The organism is Pseudomonas sp. SK3(2021) (assembly GCF_016772375.1).
Taxonomy (GTDB): domain Bacteria; phylum Pseudomonadota; class Gammaproteobacteria; order Pseudomonadales; family Pseudomonadaceae; genus Aquipseudomonas; species Aquipseudomonas chlororaphis_I.
Genome location: NZ_CP061943.1, coordinates 5,277,506 through 5,295,929, shown reverse-complemented (window position 1 = coordinate 5,295,929; position 18,424 = coordinate 5,277,506). Strand labels below are relative to the sequence as shown.

The following is an 18,424-nucleotide window of genomic DNA, read 5'->3' as shown; positions in this document are numbered from 1 at the left end:
ATAGCAGAACTGGAGTGGTGTCCTTTAAGGCGCCTCTCTTGTGCATCGGGCATGGCCTGGCTGCAGATTGAGAATTGCCCCGATGGCGTCGCTGGAACTTTGCTTCAGACGCCCGTCCGTTTTCGACGGATTCTATATAAGGAGTCATAAATTGAGCGTTGAAGCTGCGAAGCATGCACGAGAATTACTGCTCAAGGAATACCGTGGCGTGCTATCGACGCACTCCAAGGCCATGCCGGGTTTTCCCTTCGGCTCGGTGGTTCCTTATTGCCTGGACGAGCAGGGGCGGCCACTGATCCTGATCAGCCGCATTGCCCAGCACACCCACAACCTGCAGAAGGACCCCAAGTGTTCGCTGCTGGTGGGCGAGCGCGACGCCGAGGACGTCCAGGCGGTGGGACGCCTGACCTATCTGGCCGAAGCCGAAAAGCTCGAGGACGCCGCGGCGATCGAGGCGGCCGCCGAACGCTACTACCGGTATTTCCCGGAGTCGCAGAACTATCACAAGGCCCACGATTTCGATTTCTGGCTACTCAAGCCGGTGCGTCATCGCTACATCGGCGGTTTTGGCGCGATCCACTGGATCGACCAGGTGACGCTGGCCAACCCGTTTGCGGGCAAGGCCGAGCTGAGCATGGTCGAACACATGAACAGCGATCACGCCAAGGCGATCGCCCATTACGTGGACCTGGCCGGGTTGCCGAAAACCGCTGCGGCGCAACTGGCCGGCATCGATGCCGAAGGCATGCACCTGCGGATCGGCCAAGGGTTGTACTGGCTGCCGTTCCCAAGCCCTTGTAATACGCCGACACAAGTGCGCGAGGCCTTGGTTCTTCTGGCTCACGCCGAGCGATGGCCGAAAAATGCCGGGGCCGAGGCTTGAATTCACGAATTGCCGACGTCATCTAGGGTCTACTGGAAGGCATTCTTCCGTAGAGGAAACCATTTGATGCGCCCTTTTCTGTTGCTCTTTCTGCTGTTCCCGGTGCTAGAGCTGTTCGTATTCGTCAAAGTCAGCGGTGCGATCGGGTTTTTCCCGGCGTTGCTGCTGATCATCCTGGGCTCGATGCTGGGTGTGCTGGTCCTGCGCGTCGCGGGGCTGGCCACGGCATTGCGTGCCCGTGAAAGCCTGAACCGCGGCGAGCTGCCGGCCCAGACCATGCTCGAAGGCCTGATGCTGGCCCTGGCGGGCGGCCTGTTGATCCTGCCTGGCTTCATCAGTGACGTATTCGGCCTGTTCATGCTGTTGCCGGTCACCCGTCGCCTGCTGGCCAACAAGATGCGCCAGCGTGCCGAAGAACAGGCCATTCGTCAGCGTGCCTTTGCCGACGACATGCGGGCCGCCCGTGGCGGACCCGCGCCACAGCGCCCCTTGGGCCGCGAGCCGAATGTGATCGAAGGCGAGTTCGAGCACCGCGATTCCTGAGTCTCTCAATGATCGACACGGCACCTTCGGGTGCCGTGTTCGTTTTGCCCGACTGAAAATCTAAAAAATTTCACTGGGCAGCCCTTGTAATAAGCATATGCGCCCACATGTATCGGTCACCGCAAGGTTTCTGGTGGCAACACCAGACAGACTTCCGCGTCTCGCTCGTCGAGCCGCAACCGGCCACGCCGGATTTGTTAACCCGCCGGTAACGACACCGGCCGCTGAAAACCATAATTAGGAGAGATCGACAATGAAGCTTCGTCCTCTGCATGACCGCGTCGTCATCCGTCGCAGCGAAGAAGAATCGAAAACCGCTGGCGGTATCGTTCTGCCAGGTTCGGCCGCTGAAAAACCTAACCGTGGCGAAATCGTCGCTGTAGGTACCGGTCGTATCCTCGACAACGGTGAAGTACGTGCGCTGGCCGTGAAAGTGGGTGACAAGGTTGTGTTCGGCCCTTACTCCGGCAGCAACACTGTGAAAGTAGACGGCGAAGACCTGCTGGTAATGGCTGAGAACGAAATTCTCGCCGTTATCGAAGGCTGATTACCCGCTCATTTTCCCGTTACTACAAAGTATTTAAGGAATATCGATCATGGCTGCTAAAGAAGTTAAATTCGGCGACTCCGCCCGCAAGAAAATGCTCACCGGCGTTAACGTCCTGGCTGACGCGGTAAAAGCGACCCTGGGCCCGAAAGGCCGTAACGTGATCATCGAGAAGAGCTTCGGCGCTCCGACCATCACCAAGGACGGCGTTTCCGTCGCCAAAGAAATCGAGCTGAAAGATCGCTTCGAAAACATGGGCGCGCAGCTGGTAAAAGACGTTGCTTCCCGTGCCAACGACGACGCCGGCGACGGTACCACCACTGCCACCGTACTGGCTCAGTCGATCGTCAACGAAGGCCTGAAAGCCGTCGCTGCCGGCATGAACCCGATGGACCTGAAGCGCGGCATCGACAAGGCGACCATCGCCATCGTCAAAGAGCTCAAAGGTCTGTCCAAGCCATGTGCCGATTCCAAGGCCATCGCTCAGGTCGGCACCATCTCCGCCAACTCCGACAACTCCATCGGCGACATCATTGCCGAAGCCATGGAAAAAGTCGGTAAAGAAGGCGTGATCACCGTTGAAGAAGGCTCGGGCCTGGAAAACGAACTGTCTGTCGTTGAAGGCATGCAGTTCGACCGTGGCTACCTGTCCCCTTACTTCATCAACAAGCCGGACACCATGGTCGCCGAGCTGGACGGCCCGCTGATCCTGCTGGTCGACAAGAAGATCTCCAACATCCGCGAAATGCTGCCAGTGCTGGAAGCCGTTGCCAAAGCCGGCCGCCCACTGCTGATCGTGGCTGAAGACGTTGAAGGCGAAGCCCTGGCGACTCTGGTTGTGAACAACATGCGTGGCATCGTCAAAGTCGCTGCCGTCAAGGCACCAGGCTTCGGCGACCGTCGCAAGGCCATGCTGCAGGACATCGCCGTCCTGACCGGCGGTACCGTTATCTCCGAAGAGATCGGCCTGAGCCTGGAAAGCACCACCCTGGAGCACCTGGGTAACGCCAAGCGCGTGATCCTGTCCAAAGAAAACACCACCATCATCGACGGTGCTGGCGTTGAAGCGGACATCCAGGCTCGTGTGACCCAGATCCGTCAACAAGTGGCCGACACTTCGTCCGACTACGACCGTGAAAAACTGCAAGAGCGCCTGGCCAAGCTGTCCGGCGGCGTTGCGGTGATCAAGGTTGGCGCCGGTTCCGAAGTTGAAATGAAAGAGAAGAAAGCCCGCGTTGAAGACGCCCTGCACGCTACCCGTGCAGCCGTTGAAGAAGGCGTGGTGCCTGGCGGTGGCGTAGCCCTGATCCGTGCCCTGCAATCGATCAGCGGCCTGAAAGGCGACAACGCCGATCAGGACGTGGGTATCGCTGTTCTGCGTCGCGCTGTCGAAGCGCCTCTGCGCCAGATCGTTGCCAACTCCGGCGACGAGCCAAGCGTAGTGGTCGACAAGGTCAAGCAGGGTTCGGGTAACTACGGTTACAACGCTGCTACCAGCGAATACGGCGACATGATCGAAATGGGCATCCTGGACCCAACCAAGGTGACCCGTTCGGCGCTGCAAGCGGCATCCTCCATCGGCGGTCTGATCCTGACCACCGAAGCGGCTGTTGCTGAAATCGCTGAAGACAAGCCGGCAGCTGGCGGCATGCCAGACATGGGCGGCATGGGTGGCATGGGCGGCATGATGTAAGCCAGCCTTACCCCGTACGAAAAAGCCCCGCCGGCGAAAGCCGGCGGGGCTTTTTTATGGACGGGATATTTTGCTGCCGGGGAGATCGCTATCGCGAGCAAGCTCGCTCCTACAAGGAATGCGTGGCTCTGTAGGAGCAGCCGGTCGACGTTCGATTGCTCGCGAAAAGATCTCAAGCCTTGGCCGCTTCCGCCTCCATCGCCGGTTCAACCTTGCCCGCCGGTCGATAGAGAATGAAGTAGTACGCCCCCAGGCAGATCAGCCAGCAGAAGATCGCGGTCCAGACGTTGTGGGAGAAGAAGTGCGCGCCCTGCAGCATGCGGCCGACCGAGAACACCGTGCCGAGGGCAAAGGCGAACACCAGCGCCTTGCGCGCCAGGCGCGGGCGGCGATCGCGCAGGACAAAAAACAGCGCGAACAGGGTAAAGCCAGTGGCGGCATGGCCGCCTGGCCAGCAGCGACCGGGCTTGTCGGTCGCTGGCCGGGGGCTGAGCAGTTCGCTGTAGGTTTCCTTGCCGCCGAACTGTTTCAGGCTCCACGGACATTGCACGGCCGTGACCGCCTTGACCGGGGTGACGAACGCGGTGGCCAGGCCCAGGGACAGCACCAGGCAACCCAGCTCGCGCTTGAACGGCTTGAGACGCTGGACGAAGAAGGCGCCGATGAAGCCGACAATGGCCAGCACCGAAAAGACGATGACCACCTGCTTGGCCCGGTCATGCAGGATATTTTCCAGGAAGTAGCTGTGGCCGCCGATGAAGCCGCCAGCGGCGGGGTCATAAAAGTACTGGGCCAGGTCCATGTCCAGGGAGGTCAGTTCAAGCAGCAGCAAGCTGACGGCAGCCAGGGCGGGAACGCCCAGGCAGATCCACCAGTTCAGCGCTGTGGAGGCGGGGCGGGCGAGGGTCGGAGCCATGGAAAGTCCTTTGAGGGAAGCGTTGCAGTCGCGGGTTCCCGCGGAGTCTGGAGTTGCCCTTGTCGTCAGCGTGTGAACCCTGGGTGAAAAACTCGTCAAGGCCCTGGAACCCTGCGGCGGCGTTCGCCGCGGGAGACTGAACAACCCTAGCCGTCAGCCACGCTTGGCCTTAAGCTGCGCGAGCCAAGACGGCCGTAACTGTGTGCGGAGAGAGTGCCCATGCGAATTCTACTGGTTGAAGACAACCGCGATATTCTGGCCAACCTGGCCGACTACCTGGGGCTTAAAGGCTATACCGTGGACTGTGCCCAGGACGGTCTGTCGGGCCTGCACCTGGCCGCCACCGAACATTACGACCTGATCGTGCTCGACATCATGCTGCCGGGGATCGATGGCTACACCTTGTGCAAGCGCTTGCGCGAAGATGCCCGGCGCGATACGCCGGTGATCATGCTCACCGCCCGCGACCAACTGGACGATCGCCTGCAGGGCTTCAAGTCCGGGGCCGACGATTACCTGGTCAAGCCTTTCGCCTTGTCCGAGCTGGCCGCGCGGGTCGAGGCGGTCATGCGCCGCACCCAGGGCGGCGGGCGCCGGGCCCTGCAGGTCGGCGACCTGAGTTATGACCTCGACACCCTGGAAGTCACCCGCGAAGGGCGCCTGCTCAAGCTCAACCCGGTGGGGCTCAAGTTGCTGGCGGTGTTGATGCAGAAGAGCCCGCATGTGTTGCGCCGGGAAGTTCTCGAAGAAGCGCTGTGGGGCGACGACTGCCCGGACAGCGACAGCCTGCGCAGCCACGTCCACCAATTGCGCCAGGTGATCGACAAGCCGTTCGGCAAGCCGTTGCTGCATACGGTGCACGGTGTCGGTTATCGCCTGGCCGAGGGTCGTGATGGAGTTTAAGCAAAGCCTTTCCCAGCGAATCATCATCGCCTTTGCGCTGATGAGTGCGCTGGTCGCTGGAGCCTTCGCCCTGGGTATCGTGGCGACGGTGCACCTGGTGGAAGAGAAGCTGATTTCCGCGGGCCTGGGGGGGGACCTTCAGCGTCTGCTGTTGATGGACAACGTTTCCGACTGGAGCCACCGTCCCGAGCCGGACCAGCTGTTTTACTTCAGCGGCGGGCGCGGCGACTTCGAGCTGCCCAAGGATCTGCGGCACCTGGATCCGGGTTTTCATGAGGTATTCCGCGAACAGCTGTCGTACCACGCCATGGTCGAAGTGGTCGACGGCCGGCGCTACGTGTTGCTGCAGGATCAGAGCGACTTCGAAGAGCGCGAACGGGTGCTCTTCGCGGTGGTGCTGGTGGGCTTCGTGCTGAGCCTGGCCTTGGCGGTGTTCCTTGGCTGGGTGCTGGCGCGCCGGGTCATGGCGCCGGTGGTGAGGCTGGCGCGGCAGGTGCGGCATCGCGACCAACTGCTGGGGCTGGCGCCGCCATTGGCACCGGACTACGCGGCTGACGAAGTCGGGGAGCTGGCGGTGGCCTTCGACGCCACCCTGGGGCGCTTGCGCCAGGCCCTGAATCGCGAGCGCCTGTTCACCAGCGATGTCAGCCACGAACTGCGTACGCCGCTGATGGTACTGGCCAGCTCTTGCGAGCTGTTGCTGGAAAACCCGGCGATCGATCAGCGCGGTCGGGCCCAGGTCGAGCGTATCGCCCGGGCGTGCGGTGAAATGCGCGAGCTGGTGCAGACCTTCCTGATGCTGGCCCGTGCCCAGCGCGAAGACGGTGGCATGTCGCCCCAGGCGACCTTGAGCCAGGTGGCCGAGGATCTGGTGGGGTTGTGGGGCGGACCGATCCGGCAAAAGGGCCTGGAGCTGATCTTCGATGCCGGCCAACCGCTGGATACCCGCTATAACGCCACCTTCCTGCACGCGGTGATGGGCAACCTGCTGCGTAACGCCTTGCACTACACCGAGCATGGTTTCATTCGCCTGAGCCTTGAGCCCCGCGGCTTTGTGGTCGAGGACAGTGGTGTCGGCATTCCCGAGGAGAAACGCGAGGCGATGTTCGAGCCTTTCGTGCGCGGCAACGAGAAGCGCGGCGAGGGCCTGGGCCTGGGCCTGTCGCTGGTGCAGCGGATCTGCGAGGACCAGGGCTGGAGCGTCAGCCTCAGCACCATGGAGCCCAATGGCTGCCGGTTTCATGTCGAGTTGAACCGTCGCACGGCATGACGGGTCTCTATGACTTCTGCAGGGGGTGTCACGGGAATTTCCCTGGTTGATGGCCCCAGGCCACCCGTGAGAGCCTGTAAAACCCTGAAATATTTCCACGCTGGACCGGACGAAGTTTTCACAAAGACATGACCTGACGCTGACAAGCCGCTGCCTAAGGTGGGGCCATCAGATTCAGGAGACTGTGTGATGGCGACCCCGATCAAGCTGGAATTTTCCGAGAAGTACGACGAACAACATGCCCAGGAGTATCTGCTCAAGCATCAGGATGGCGTAGCGCGCCGGTTGTCCCACAAGCGTGACGAGCAGTTGGCGCGTGCGGCGCTGGCCATGGCCGGAGAGCCGGGCCTGGTGCTAGACCTGCCCTGTGGTGCCGGGCGTTTCTGGCCGTTGTTGGCGGAGAAACCCAACCGCGTGATCATCGGGGCGGACAACTCCGCGGCGATGTTGAGGATCGCCACGGTGGCGCAACCGGCCGAGGTGGTGAAACGGGTACAACCCTTGCAGACCTCCGCCTTTGACATCGACTTGCCGGACAACGCCGTCGACAGCATTTTCTGCATGCGCCTGTTGCACCACATCGGCGAGTCGTCCCATCGCCTGGCTCTGCTCCGGGAGTTCCAGCGGGTTACCCGGGACAGCGTGATCGTTTCATTGTGGGTCGATGGCAACTTCAAGGCCTGGAAACGCAAGCGCATGGAAGTTCGGCGCAAGGCGGAATCCGGGCAGGAAGGTTACCAAAACCGTTTTGTGTTACCGGCAGCCACGGTTGAAGAAGAATTCAAGCAGGCCGGGTTTCGCGTTCAGGATCATCTGGACTTTTTTCCGCTCTACGCCATGTGGCGAGTTTACGTATTACGCAAGAGGTAACAGGATGGCCGTTGAATGTGCACCGGGAATGGAAGTCGCTGCTGCGGACCGTTTCGATTACTTCTGGAATCAGCAGGGGGAGTGGGTCGAAGAGCCCAATCAACGTCGAGGCGGGGAAAGTGGCGTCCAACGTATTCCGGGCACTGACGGGCGTGTGCTGTATGCCAAGCGCCAGATCGGTCATACCTATCGCAGCTGGTTGCACCCCTTCGGCCGCCCCACGGTGCTGCGCGAGCAGGATGCGCTCAAGGGCCTGAGCCAGCTCAATGTGGAGGTGCCGCGCCTGGTGTTCTGTGGGGCGCAGCGCGATTCCCAGGGCCAGTGGCGTGCCTTGCTGGTGACCGAGGCGCTGGACGGCTTTGTGGAAATCGACCACTGGTACGCCGCTGGCGAACGCGAGCGCCACGGCGAGGCCCTGCACGAGCGTGTGCTCAAGGCGTTGGCGGCCACGCTGGCGCGCATGCACCGGGGCCGCTGGCAGCATGGCTGCCTGTATAGCAAGCATGTGTTCGTGCGGGTCATGGGTGAAGGCGAAGCGGCGCAGGTGGATATTGCGCTGCTGGATTTCGAGAAATGCCGCCAGCGCCTGACGGCTAAACGGGCTGCCGTCCATGACATGAAACAATTGCGTCGCCACTCGTCGTGGAGTACCACGGACTGGGACAAACTCAACTATTTTTATAAGACGGCGTTTGGCAGCGCTATCAAAGGCTTATAGTGATGAAGCTCGAAATTGCACGAGGTTTGTTTTTAGTAGGAGCCTTGGCAGTTGCATCCTTGGCGGTGGCTGCATGGGAGCAGCCACGCATGGAAGTCCTCAGCACGGCGCAGGGTGATGCGCATTGCCCGTTGCCACGGGTCGTCAAGACGACCCAGGCAGTCCAACCCGATCGTGAGCTGTTGTTGTTCATGTTCGGCCTGACTCAGGGAATGAGGCCGCAGAGTTGAAGACCATCAAGCCCGATAAAAAGGCCTCGCATCGCGAGGTCTTTTTTATTGGGCGTCCTTCACCTGTCCGGCCTGGCCAGCAGGGTGTAGATGCAGGGCAACACGAACAGGGTGAACAGGGTACCGATCGACATCCCCGTGGCGATCACCGTGCCGATGTCGAACCGGCTGACCGCACCGGCGCCCGTGGCCAGGATCAGCGGCACCATGCCGAAGACCATCGCCGCGGTGGTCATCAACACCGGCCGCAGGCGAATGGCCGCGGCGGCTTCCACGGCCTCGCGCGGTGTCAGCCCCTGGTCCTTGCGCAGCTGGTTGGCGAACTCGACGATCAGGATCCCGTGCTTGCTGATCAGGCCGATCAGGGTCACCAGCCCGACCTGGGTATAGATGTTCATGCTCGACCAGCCGAGAAACAGCGGGATCAAGGCCCCGCAGATCGACAGCGGCACCGTTACCAGGATCACCACCGGATCGCGAAAGCTCTCGAACTGCGCCGCCAGCACCAGGAAAATGATCGCCAGCGCCAGGCCAAAGGTCACCCACAGCGCGCTACCCTCCTGGACGAACTGTCGCGAGGCCCCGGCATAGTCGAAGGCGTAGCCCGGCGGGGCCTCTTCCTCGGCGATCTGGCGCACGGTATCGATCGCTTCGCCCATGCTCACGACCGGGAACCCGGAAATGGTGGCGGCGTTGAGTTGCTGGAACTGGTTGAGCTGTCGCGGGCGGGCCCGATCGCGGACGGTGATCAGGGTCGACAGCGGCAGCGCCTCGCCCTTGGCGTTTTTCACGTAGTAGTTGTTCAGCCATTCGGGGTTGTCGCGATAAGGCCGTTCGACCTGGGCAATGACCTTGTAGCTGCGGCCCTCGACGGTGAAGCGGTTGATTTCCGCCTCGCCGAGCAAGGTGCCCAGGGTCCCGCCCAGGTCCAGCATCGATACGCCCATCTGCGCGGCCTTGGCGCGGTCGATATCGACCACCACTTCCGGTTTGTCGAAGGCCAGGTCGATATCGACGAAGGCGAACTTGCCCGACTCCATGGCGCGCTTCTTCACCCGGTCGGACAGTTCCAGCAACGACTCGTAATCGTTGGGGCTGTTGATGATGAAGGCGAATGGCAGCCCCTCGCCGGTGCCCGGCAGGGACGGCAGGTTGAAACCGAAGACTTGCAGCCCGGCGATGCCTGAGAGCCGGGCCTGGACCTCCGGCAGGATCTGCATCTGCGTGCGCTCACGTTCGTTCCAGGGCTTGAGCAGGAAACCGCCGATACCCGATTGCACGCCGTTGAAACCGTTGATCTGGAACGAGGAGTAGTACTCGGGGAACGTCTTGAAGATCTCGAGGAACTCGTCGGTATAGGCGTTGAGGTAATCCAGGTTGGCCGGCTGGGGCGCGGTGGCCATCATGAAAATGATGCCCTGGTCCTCGTCCGGGGCCAGTTCCGATTTGGTGAACATGAGCAGGACCGGGATCAGGCACAGCACGATCAGGGCGAACACCAGGACCACCGGCCGGGTGTTGAGGGTGCCATGCAGCAGGCTCTGGTAGCGGCGCTTGAGGCTTTCGAAGATCAGGTCGAGACGGTGGGCCAGGCCGCTGGGGTTTTCATCGTGGCGCAGCAGCAGGGCGCACATCATCGGCGACAGGGTCAGGGCGACGATGCCGGAAATCACCACCGCGCCGGCCAGGGTCAGGGCGAACTCCTTGAACAGCGCCCCGGTGAGCCCCTGCAGGAAGCCGATGGGGGCGTAGACCGCGGCCAGGGTGATGGTCATCGACACCACCGGCATGGCGATTTCCCGGGCGCCTTCGAGGGCTGCGTCCAGCGGCGTCTTGCCTTCCTCGATATGCCGGTGGATGTTTTCCACCACCACGATCGCGTCGTCCACCACCAGGCCGATGGCCAGCACCATGGCCAGCAGGGTCAGCAGGTTGATCGAGTAGCCCATCAACTGCATGAAGAACATCACGCCGATCATCGACAGCGGAATGGTCACCACCGGGATCACCACCGAACGCAGCGCGCCGAGGAACAGGAACACCACCACGATCACGATCAGCACGGCTTCGAACAGGGTCTTCACCACCTCGTTGATCGAGGCCTGGATGAACCGCGTGGCGTCGTAGGCGATCTCCAGCTTGAGGTTGGGCGGCAACTGGGCCTCCAGCTCCGGCATGATCTTGCGCACTTCCTTGATCACGTCCAGCGGGTTGGCGTTGGGGGTCGCCTTGATGCCGATGTAGACCGAAGGGATGCCACCAAAGGAGCTGATGGCGTTGTAGTTCTCCGCGCCCATCTCGACCCGTGCCACGTCGCCGAGCACTACCCGGCTGTCGCCTTCGGTCCGCAGGGGAAGGGCGGCGAAGGCTTCGGCGGATTTCAGTTCGGTGCTGGCGTTGATGCTGGTGACCACGTACTCGCCCTTGACCTCGCCGGCCGCGGACAGGAAGTTGTAGCGGCGCACTGCGCTGGTCACGTCGCTGGCGCTCAGGCCGTAGCCAGCGAGCTTGACTGGGTCCAGCCACAGGCGCATGGCGAACACCTGGTTGCCGAGGATCTCGGCCTCGGCCATGCCCGGCAGGGTCGCCAGCTTCGGCTGGATCACCCGCGACAGGTAGTCGGTGATCTGCGGGTTGCTCAGCTCCTGGCTGAAAAAACTGATGTACATCAGCGCCGAGGCGTCGGCGGCTTCCTTGCTCAGCACCGGGTCCTCGGCGTCCTGGGGCAGCTTGTTTTTCACCTCGTTGGCCTTGGCCAGCAGCTCGGTGAACAGGCGGTCGCTGTTGGCGCCGATGCGGGCGTAGACCGAAATCACCGAGAAGTTCTGGCGACTCACCGAGGTCATGTAGTCGATGCCCTCGGCGCTGGCCAGGCTCTGCTGCATCGGCTGGGTGATATAGCCCTGGATGGTCTCGGCATTGGCCCCGGGGTAGGCGGTGGTCACCGTGATCAGGGCGTTCTCCATCTGTGGATACTGGCGTAGCGGCAGTTTGCTCCAGGCCTGGAACCCCAGCAGCACGATCAGCAGGCTGACCACGGTGGCCAGCACCGGACGACGGATGAACGGATCTGTAAAAGCCATGAGGATTCCTTGATCAGTTCGCGCGTGGCTGGCCGCTCTGTTCGGTGGGCAGCATCTTGTCCGGGGTGATGGCGATGTGCGCGCCATGGTCCAGCTTGATCTGCCCGGCGCTCACCACCTGCTCGCCGCTGCTCACACCCTTGTTGATCAGCACCAGGCCGTTGCGCCGTTCACCGGTTTCGATGAAACGCCGCTCGGCGATCAGCACCGGTTGGCCCTTGTCGTCTTTCTCCGGGCTGCCATCGGCGGCCTTTTTTTCGGCCACCACGTACAGCGAGTTACCGTACAAGGTGTAGGTGATGGCGCTCTCCGGTACCACCACCCTGGGCTGCGGATCGGGCAGCAGTACCTGCAGGTTGGTGAACATGCCCGGCAGCAGCTTGCCATCGGGGTTGGCCAGGGTGGCGCGCACCTGCACGTTGCGCGTGGTGTCTTCGACCTTGGGGTTGATGGCGCTGATGGTGGCGGTGAACTGTTCCGTCGGGTAGGCGGAGACCATCACGCTGACCGATTGCCCCAGGGCGATTTTCGGTACTGCCTGTTCCGGGACGAAGAAGTCCACGTACAGGCTGCTGAGATCCTGCAGGGTGGCAATCACCGTGCCGCTGGCCAGGTAGTCGCCGACATCCACATGGCGAATGCCGATGGTGCCGCTGAAAGGCGCGAGCATGCGTTTTTTCGCCAGCGCAGCCTTGAGCTGATTGACCGTGGCCTTGTTCTTTTGCAACTGCGCCGACAGCCGATCGTATTCGCCGCGTGAAATCGCCTGGCTGCCCACCAGTTGGCTGCCGCGGCCGAAGTCCAGTTGGGACAGGCTCAGGTCGGCCTGGGCGGTTTCCAGCAGGGCGCTTTCCACGTCGCTGTCGAGTTGCAGCAAGGGCTGGCCGGCCTTGACCTTCTGCCCGGACTCGAACTGCAGCGCCTTGACGGTCCCGGCCATTTCCAGGCTGAGGTTGACCCCCTGCAGGGCCTTGAGGGTGCCGACGGTGGGCAGGCGGGTTTGCCACAGTTGTTCGCGAGCCGTGGCCACGGCCACGCTGATCGGCGGCTTGGGCGCCGAGAAGAGCTTGACCTGCTGATAGATGGAGAAGGCCTTGTAGCCTGCCAGCAACAGCACGATCAGCAGGACGACACCCAACATGATAAACATGCGGCGACGCAGCATATTCCGGTTCCTTGGAAAACGAAGCTGGGAAAACCAAGCTGATTGCCGCAGACATTACTCTGACTTTTCGGGGGCTTCCAGATAACAATCCGGTCATCCAGAGTCCTGTTTTCCAATCCTGTGCGGCGGCGAAAACTAGACCAGGTGCAAATGGTTGTCCCAGAGCCCTGCCGGCAAATCCAGGGGTTTTGCCAGCAGTTGTGTCTGGCGACAGTCGTAGAAGCGGCAACGCCCCTGGCCCGAGGTCACGACAAAACCATCCGCCACCGCGCCGACTCCGGCACAGTCCGGCAAGGGCGCATCCAGGCGCACTTCGGCGCTGTCCAGGTCCCAGATGAAAAAGCGGTTGCCGCGCGGGGCGGTGAGGGCCACCAGGCGCAGTTCGCTGTGCACCGCGACGCTGGCGGTGTAATGCCCCATCGCCTGCAACTGCTGCTCGGCCACCGGGAAGGCCTGGAACGGTTGCCCCGGGCGCTTGATCGCCAGTAGCTGCGACGACTCGTGGGCATCGCCCATGAATTGCTGGCCGGTGACTATGGTGCCGTCGCCGGCGATGCCCATGTGGCGCACGCTGTTCATCTGCTGGGCCAGGGTTTCCTTGCTCAGCAGGTTGCCGTCGCGCTGCATCAGCACCAGGCTCGGTTCCATGGCGTTGAGGTTCATCTCGACGCGGCTTTCCGCTTCGGTGCGGATCCCGCCGTTGGCCACCACCAGGGTTTCGCCATCCGGCATCCACGACACCTGGTGCGGGCCGATGCCGTGGGTCGGGATCTCGCCGCTGTGCGCCAGGCGCTCGCCCTCGAACCGGTACACCCCGAGCAGGCCGCGACCCGGATCGCTTGTGTCGTTCTCGGTGGCGTACAGCCAGTCACCGCTCTGGTGGATCACCGCGTGGCCATAAAAGTGCCGGTTGGGCTGCGAGGCCAGGGTTTGCAGCAGGGTGCCGTCACGCAGGTCGATCAGGTAGCTTTCGGTGCCCGGGCGGCGGGCGACGAACAGGGCGATCGGCAGTGTCGGGTGGTTGACGATGTCATGGCAGCGTTGACCGACCTGGGTGGCGAACACTGGCTGACCATCCAGGCGATAGCCGACGGCGTAGTGCTTGCCGTTGCCGTCATCCCGCGCCGAGAGCAGCAGCGGCCCCTGGTCCTTGTGCTTGAACAGCGTCCAGCCACCCAGCGTGACGGCGCTCAGCAGCAGGCTGCCGAGTGCCAAAGCCTGACGTCGCAGCATGATCAGTCACCGTCGTTGGCGTTGAAGCCCAGTTGGATGCCCAGCGCCTTGGCCAGCTCGCCTTCGTGCAGGCGGTGGACGACGTTGAGGCTGTCATAGATATCGTTCAGTTGCTGGCGGCCGGCGTCGTCGGCCAGCAGCTCGGTCAGCGAGCGCTGGGTGCTGGCGAACAGCTTCAGCGAGGCGGCGTAGGCGGCGTCGATCTTGTCGGCCAGCGGCTTCTGCTCGGCCGGCAACAGACCGCGCAGGCCCTTGTTGTCGACTCCGGCCCAGACGGTCTGGGCCGCGGCGAGGCTGGCTTGCAGGCTTTGCATGGACGACTGGCTGCGCCAGGCATCGGCCTGGAACGGCTGTGGAATGCCCTTGCTCTGACGGCCCATCGGTGTGCCGAGCTTCTTCTTCAGGGTGTCCAGCGCGGTGACCTGGACCCGCAGCAGGTCGGCGATGGCCTCATGGGAATCGGCGTAGCGCTGGTTGGGGAACTTGCTTAGCTGCGCGAGCATGCCGTCGCTGGTGTTCCAGCGCGACAGGATCTCTTCGGCGAGCTGTTTCTGGCGCTCGCCAATGGCGCTCAGCAGTGGGCAGTAGCGGGCTTTCTGCGCGCTGTCGGCCATGTCGATCTTGGCGTCGAACAGGATGTACTCGTAGGCCGAGAGGCCCTGTACCACGACGCTGGATTTGGCCAGGGCGGCGGCGTCGATCTGTGGCGTGGCGGTGACCAGCTGTTCGACCTGGCGGCCGACCAGGTTCTTCTTGTCCGGCCAGAACTGCACCTGCCAGGAACGGTTGCCCTCGGCCAGCGGGCCGATCAGCAAGGGTTGCAGTTCGGCCCAGGCTTTCTGCGCGTGCAGGAAGTCGGCACGGGCGGTGTCCAGGCTTTGCTTGCCCTCACAGAAGGCCAGGGCGCTGATCGCCAGCTGGCGGTCGGCTTCGACCCAACGGCTGTAGGTCGGCAGGATCACCTGCTTGGCGATGGCCGCCGAGGTCACGGCTTGTGGGTCCTGCGGCGAGCAGGCGCCCAGGGCGAGCGCGGCAAGGCTGGTGAACAACAGCTTGGGACGGAACATGTTCGGGCTCCCGGTTCTTGTAGGAAGGCGTTAAAGAGAATTCAGGAATGCCAGCAGCGCAGCGCGCTGTTCGGCATTGAAGGATAAAACCTGTTGCTGCGCCGCCTGGGCTTCGCCGCCATGCCAGAGCACGGCTTCGAGCAGGTTGCGGGCGCGGCCGTCATGCAGGAACTGGGTGTGGCCGCTGACCGTTTGCGTCAGGCCGATCCCCCACAGCGGCGGCGTGCGCCAGTCGCGGCCGCCGGCCTGGAATTCGCTGCGGTTGTCGGCCAGGCCTTCGCCCATGTCGTGCAGCAGCAAGTCGCTGTAGGGGCGGATCACTTGATTGGCCAACTCGGGTTCCGCGGCATCGGCGGCGGTGGTGAACCGGGGGGTATGACAGGACTGGCAACCGGCCTGGTAGAACAGGTTCTTGCCGGCCAGCACTTGCGGCGAGCCAACATCGCGGCGCGCCGGCACCCCGAGGTTGCGGCTGTAGAACAGCACCAGGCGCAGGATGTTGTCGCTGACTTCCGGTTCGCCATCCGGCCCGTTGCCGTTGGGGGCCTGCTTGCAGGCGGTCTGGGCGTCGGTGCAGTCATCGAAGGGTCTCAGGCGGGTGGTCAGGCCCATATCACCAGAGAACGCGTGAACATTTTGTTGATTGAGGTTGGGCTGTCCGGCTTTCCAGCCAAAACGCCCGAGTACGGTCTTCTGCTGGGCGTCGTCCCAGACCCGGTTTGGCCGTCCGGCGATGCCGTTGCCAGCCTTGGCCTGCGCTTGGGCATTGGCCAGGATCGCCGCCTCGGGGATGGCTTCGAGCAGGCCCAGGCCGATCATCGGTGGGGCCACGCGCGCCGAGAAACGGGTGTCGGGATGCATCGGGCCGTAGCCGAGCTGGGTGATCTGCAGCTTCGGCTTGCGCAGTTCGACCTCAGTGCCGTCCTTGAAACGCACGGTCAGCGGTTCGTACTCGACCCGCACCTTGCCTTCCGGGGCGACGCCAGGCACCGCCATGTCCTGGAGCTGCCCGCCGTACACCGGCTCGGGCACTATGCCCAGTTGCTCGATGACCTTGGCGTAGGCCGGCTCATTGGGGATCGACAGGCGCACCAGCATCGACACCGCATTGTCCGAGTCGGGCGTCGGCGGGTGTCCGCGGCCGTCCTTGATATGGCAGTTCTGGCAGCCGTTGGTATTGAACAGCGGGCCCAGGCCATCGCGGGCGGTGGTGGTCGAGGGGGCGATCACCCAGGGGCTGCGAAAGAAACTGTTGCCGACGCTGAAATCCAGGCGCCGGGTCGGCGACAGGTTGGCCGACGGCATGGAAAAGGCGTTCTGGTCGCTCTTGCGCACGGTCGCCTCACCGCCGGAACGCGCTTCGCCCGGCTCGGCCTGGGTAAAGCGCGGGGCGTCATCGCAGGCACCCAGGCTCAAGGCCATGAACAGCGTGGACCAGCGAAGCAGCGACGGGGGCATCGGATATCCTGCAAGACGAGCAAAACAAGGGCGCAAAGTCTAACAGGGCAGGGCAGTTTGAATAAGAGGAATTATCGTTCCGCTTGACGTGGGACAACGCTGGTTCGAGCCTTCCTGGTCCTGTAGCCGCTGCCGCAGGCTGCGCTCGCCACCGAAGGGGGCGCAGGGTTTCAAGATCGCTGAAGGCCTGCGGTCTTATCGCGGTCTACGGCAGCGGCTACAGGACGCCAGGCACAAAAAAGGCGACCCGAAGGTCTAATGCCGATCAGTTAAGCGATTGGCTCGACTGTAGGAGCGAGCTTGCTCGCGAAAAACGTCAACGATAACGCGTACTGCCTGGTTTAACGCGCTGTGCTGGAGTTCTTCGCGAGCAATCGAGCGTCGATCGGCTGCTCCTACAAAAAGCCTTAACTGATCGGCATTAACCCGAAGGTCGCCTTTTCATTCGCGCAACAGTGATCAGAACTCGTGATCGGCGTTGTCCGGGTTCAGGTCGCTGATGCCCAGCTTGCCCGCGGCCTGCTCGATCGAGCCGGTCTGCTTGACCAGCGCGGCGATGGCGTCACGCACGATCTGGTTGCCCGCGTCGTTGCCGGCGGCGATCAGCTGGTCGTAGTGCTCACCCTTGTTGGCGTGATCGACCATGACCTGGATCTTGGCTTCGGTGGCGGCCAGGTCGGCTTTCAGCGCGGTGTCGGCGGCCGGGTCGACTTTCGCCACCAGCGACGACAGGCTGGCGCCGGTCAGCTTGGTGCCGTCGACGCGGGTGTATTCGCCCAGGTAGACGTTGCGGATGCCCTTGGCATCGTAGAAATGCGAGTTGTGGGTGTTGTCGCTGAAGCAGTCCTGCTCGTCCTCGGGGGAGTTGGCCTCCAGGGACACCTTCATGCGTTCGCCCGCCAGTTCGCCCAGGGACAGGCTGCCCATGCCGAACAGCATTTTGCGCAGGCCGCTTTCAGCCGGTTCGGCTTCCAGGGTGGCGCGGTAGTTGTCGGCCACGTTCGGCTTCCAGTTGCCGACCATTTCTTCCAGGTCGTTGACCAGCAGCTGGGTCACGGCTTTCAGGTAGGCGCGACGACGGTCGTTGTGGCCACCGGTGGCGCCGGCGCCTTCCAGGTAGTCGGAAGCCGGGCGGTTGCCGGCGCCAGGGCCGGTGCCGTTCAGGTCCTGGCCCCAGAGCAGGAATTCGATGGCGTGGTAGCCGGTGGCGACGTTGGCCTCGGAACCGCCCAGCTCGTTGAGGCTGGCGAGTTTTTCCGGGGTGATGTCTTTCACGTCGACCTTGTCTTCGCCGACCTGGACTTCGGTGTTGGCGATGATGTTGGCGGTGGCGCCCGGGTTGCCCAGCGCGTGCTCGTAGGACTTGTCGACGTAGTCGATCAGGCCTTCGTCCAGCGGCCAGGAGTTCACCTGGCCTTCCCAGTCGTCGACGATGGTGTTGCCGAAGCGGAACACTTCGCTCTGCAGGTAAGGCACGCGAGCGGCGACCCAGGCAGCCTTGGCGGCTTTCAGGGTGTCGGCGTTGGGCTTGGCGAGGAAGGCGTCGATTGCGGTCTGCAGGGTCTTCGCGGTGGATTCGGCATCGCTGTACACGGCGAAGACCATGTCGGCGTAATGCGCGACAACCGCCTTGGCCGCTGCTTCATCGACCTTGCCGGCCGCAGGAGCGGTGGCCGGGGCGGCGGTGCTGGCGGTTGGAGCAGCGGCTTGCGGCGCGCCAGCCTTGTCTTTGCCTTCGCCGCAACCGGCGAGGGAAATAGCGATGGCCAACAGACTGGCGGTAGCCAGAGGCATACGAATCATGGCGAACATCCTGCTTCGAGAGAGGGGTGGACTGGCGCGAGG

The 18,424-nt window shown here is 62.9% G+C and carries 16 protein-coding genes; 9 read left to right on the top strand and 7 right to left on the bottom strand.

What is annotated here, in order from left to right; all coding sequences use genetic code 11:
• Window positions 1-151: 151 nt before the first annotated feature.
• The 4 genes from IF690_RS23280 (at window position 152) to groL (ending at window position 3,666) form a co-directional block, all read left to right on the top strand.
• Complete coding sequence (locus tag IF690_RS23280; protein WP_202697548.1) at window positions 152-883, top strand: HugZ family pyridoxamine 5'-phosphate oxidase; 732 nt, start codon at window positions 152-154, stop codon at window positions 881-883.
• 66 nt (window positions 884-949) lie between these two features.
• Window positions 950-1,426: an FxsA family protein gene (locus IF690_RS23275; RefSeq protein ID WP_202697547.1), complete on the top strand. Its 477-nt coding sequence runs from the start codon at window positions 950-952 to the stop codon at window positions 1,424-1,426.
• A 253-nt stretch (window positions 1,427-1,679) separates the two neighbouring features.
• Entirely contained in the window at window positions 1,680-1,973 is a 294-nt protein-coding gene (locus tag IF690_RS23270; protein ID WP_009050540.1) for a co-chaperone GroES, read from the top strand.
• A 49-nt stretch (window positions 1,974-2,022) separates the two neighbouring features.
• Window positions 2,023-3,666, top strand: coding sequence for a chaperonin GroEL (groL, locus tag IF690_RS23265; RefSeq protein ID WP_009050539.1), 1,644 nt, complete (start codon window positions 2,023-2,025; stop codon window positions 3,664-3,666).
• A 172-nt stretch (window positions 3,667-3,838) separates the two neighbouring features.
• On the opposite strand, the gene IF690_RS23260 is transcribed toward groL, so the two are convergent.
• Window positions 3,839-4,582, bottom strand: coding sequence for a phosphatase PAP2 family protein (locus tag IF690_RS23260; RefSeq protein WP_202697546.1), 744 nt, complete (start codon window positions 4,580-4,582; stop codon window positions 3,839-3,841).
• A 219-nt stretch (window positions 4,583-4,801) separates the two neighbouring features.
• On the opposite strand from IF690_RS23260, the gene colR reads away from it, so the two are divergent.
• From colR to IF690_RS23235, 5 genes are all read left to right on the top strand, one after another.
• A complete protein-coding gene (colR, locus tag IF690_RS23255; RefSeq protein ID WP_202697545.1) occupies window positions 4,802-5,485 on the top strand; it encodes a two-component system response regulator ColR in 684 nt (227 codons plus the stop codon).
• A complete protein-coding gene (locus IF690_RS23250) occupies window positions 5,475-6,755 on the top strand; it encodes a sensor histidine kinase (protein ID WP_202697544.1) in 1,281 nt (426 codons plus the stop codon). The genes colR and IF690_RS23250 overlap by 11 nt, the downstream gene beginning before the upstream one ends.
• Window positions 6,756-6,944: 189 nt before the next feature.
• Window positions 6,945-7,625 (top strand): class I SAM-dependent methyltransferase, encoded by a 681-nt coding sequence (locus IF690_RS23245; protein ID WP_202697543.1) that lies wholly within the window; start codon window positions 6,945-6,947, stop codon window positions 7,623-7,625.
• A 4-nt stretch (window positions 7,626-7,629) separates the two neighbouring features.
• Window positions 7,630-8,343 (top strand): lipopolysaccharide kinase InaA family protein, encoded by a 714-nt coding sequence (locus IF690_RS23240; protein WP_202697542.1) that lies wholly within the window; start codon window positions 7,630-7,632, stop codon window positions 8,341-8,343.
• 2 nt (window positions 8,344-8,345) lie between these two features.
• The gene (locus IF690_RS23235; protein ID WP_023967004.1) at window positions 8,346-8,573 is read left to right on the top strand and encodes a hypothetical protein; all 228 of its coding nucleotides are present in this window, start codon (window positions 8,346-8,348) and stop codon (window positions 8,571-8,573) included.
• Between the two features lie 59 nt (window positions 8,574-8,632).
• Here the strand turns inward: IF690_RS23235 and IF690_RS23230 are convergent, their stop codons facing one another.
• From IF690_RS23230 to IF690_RS23205, 6 genes are all read right to left on the bottom strand, one after another.
• Entirely contained in the window at window positions 8,633-11,656 is a 3,024-nt protein-coding gene (locus tag IF690_RS23230) for a multidrug efflux RND transporter permease subunit (RefSeq protein WP_202697541.1), read from the bottom strand.
• A 13-nt stretch (window positions 11,657-11,669) separates the two neighbouring features.
• Window positions 11,670-12,821, bottom strand: coding sequence for an efflux RND transporter periplasmic adaptor subunit (locus IF690_RS23225; protein ID WP_202697540.1), 1,152 nt, complete (start codon window positions 12,819-12,821; stop codon window positions 11,670-11,672).
• 135 nt (window positions 12,822-12,956) lie between these two features.
• Window positions 12,957-14,054: a DUF1513 domain-containing protein gene (locus IF690_RS23220; protein WP_202697539.1), complete on the bottom strand. Its 1,098-nt coding sequence runs from the start codon at window positions 14,052-14,054 to the stop codon at window positions 12,957-12,959.
• A gap of 2 nt (window positions 14,055-14,056) precedes the next feature.
• Window positions 14,057-15,121, bottom strand: a complete 1,065-nt coding sequence (locus IF690_RS23215) for an imelysin family protein (protein ID WP_023966996.1) — start codon at window positions 15,119-15,121, stop codon at window positions 14,057-14,059.
• A 30-nt stretch (window positions 15,122-15,151) separates the two neighbouring features.
• Complete coding sequence (locus IF690_RS23210) at window positions 15,152-16,579, bottom strand: di-heme oxidoreductase family protein (RefSeq protein WP_202697538.1); 1,428 nt, start codon at window positions 16,577-16,579, stop codon at window positions 15,152-15,154.
• A 459-nt stretch (window positions 16,580-17,038) separates the two neighbouring features.
• Window positions 17,039-18,382, bottom strand: coding sequence for an imelysin family protein (locus IF690_RS23205; protein WP_202697537.1), 1,344 nt, complete (start codon window positions 18,380-18,382; stop codon window positions 17,039-17,041).
• Window positions 18,383-18,424 lie beyond the last annotated feature (42 nt).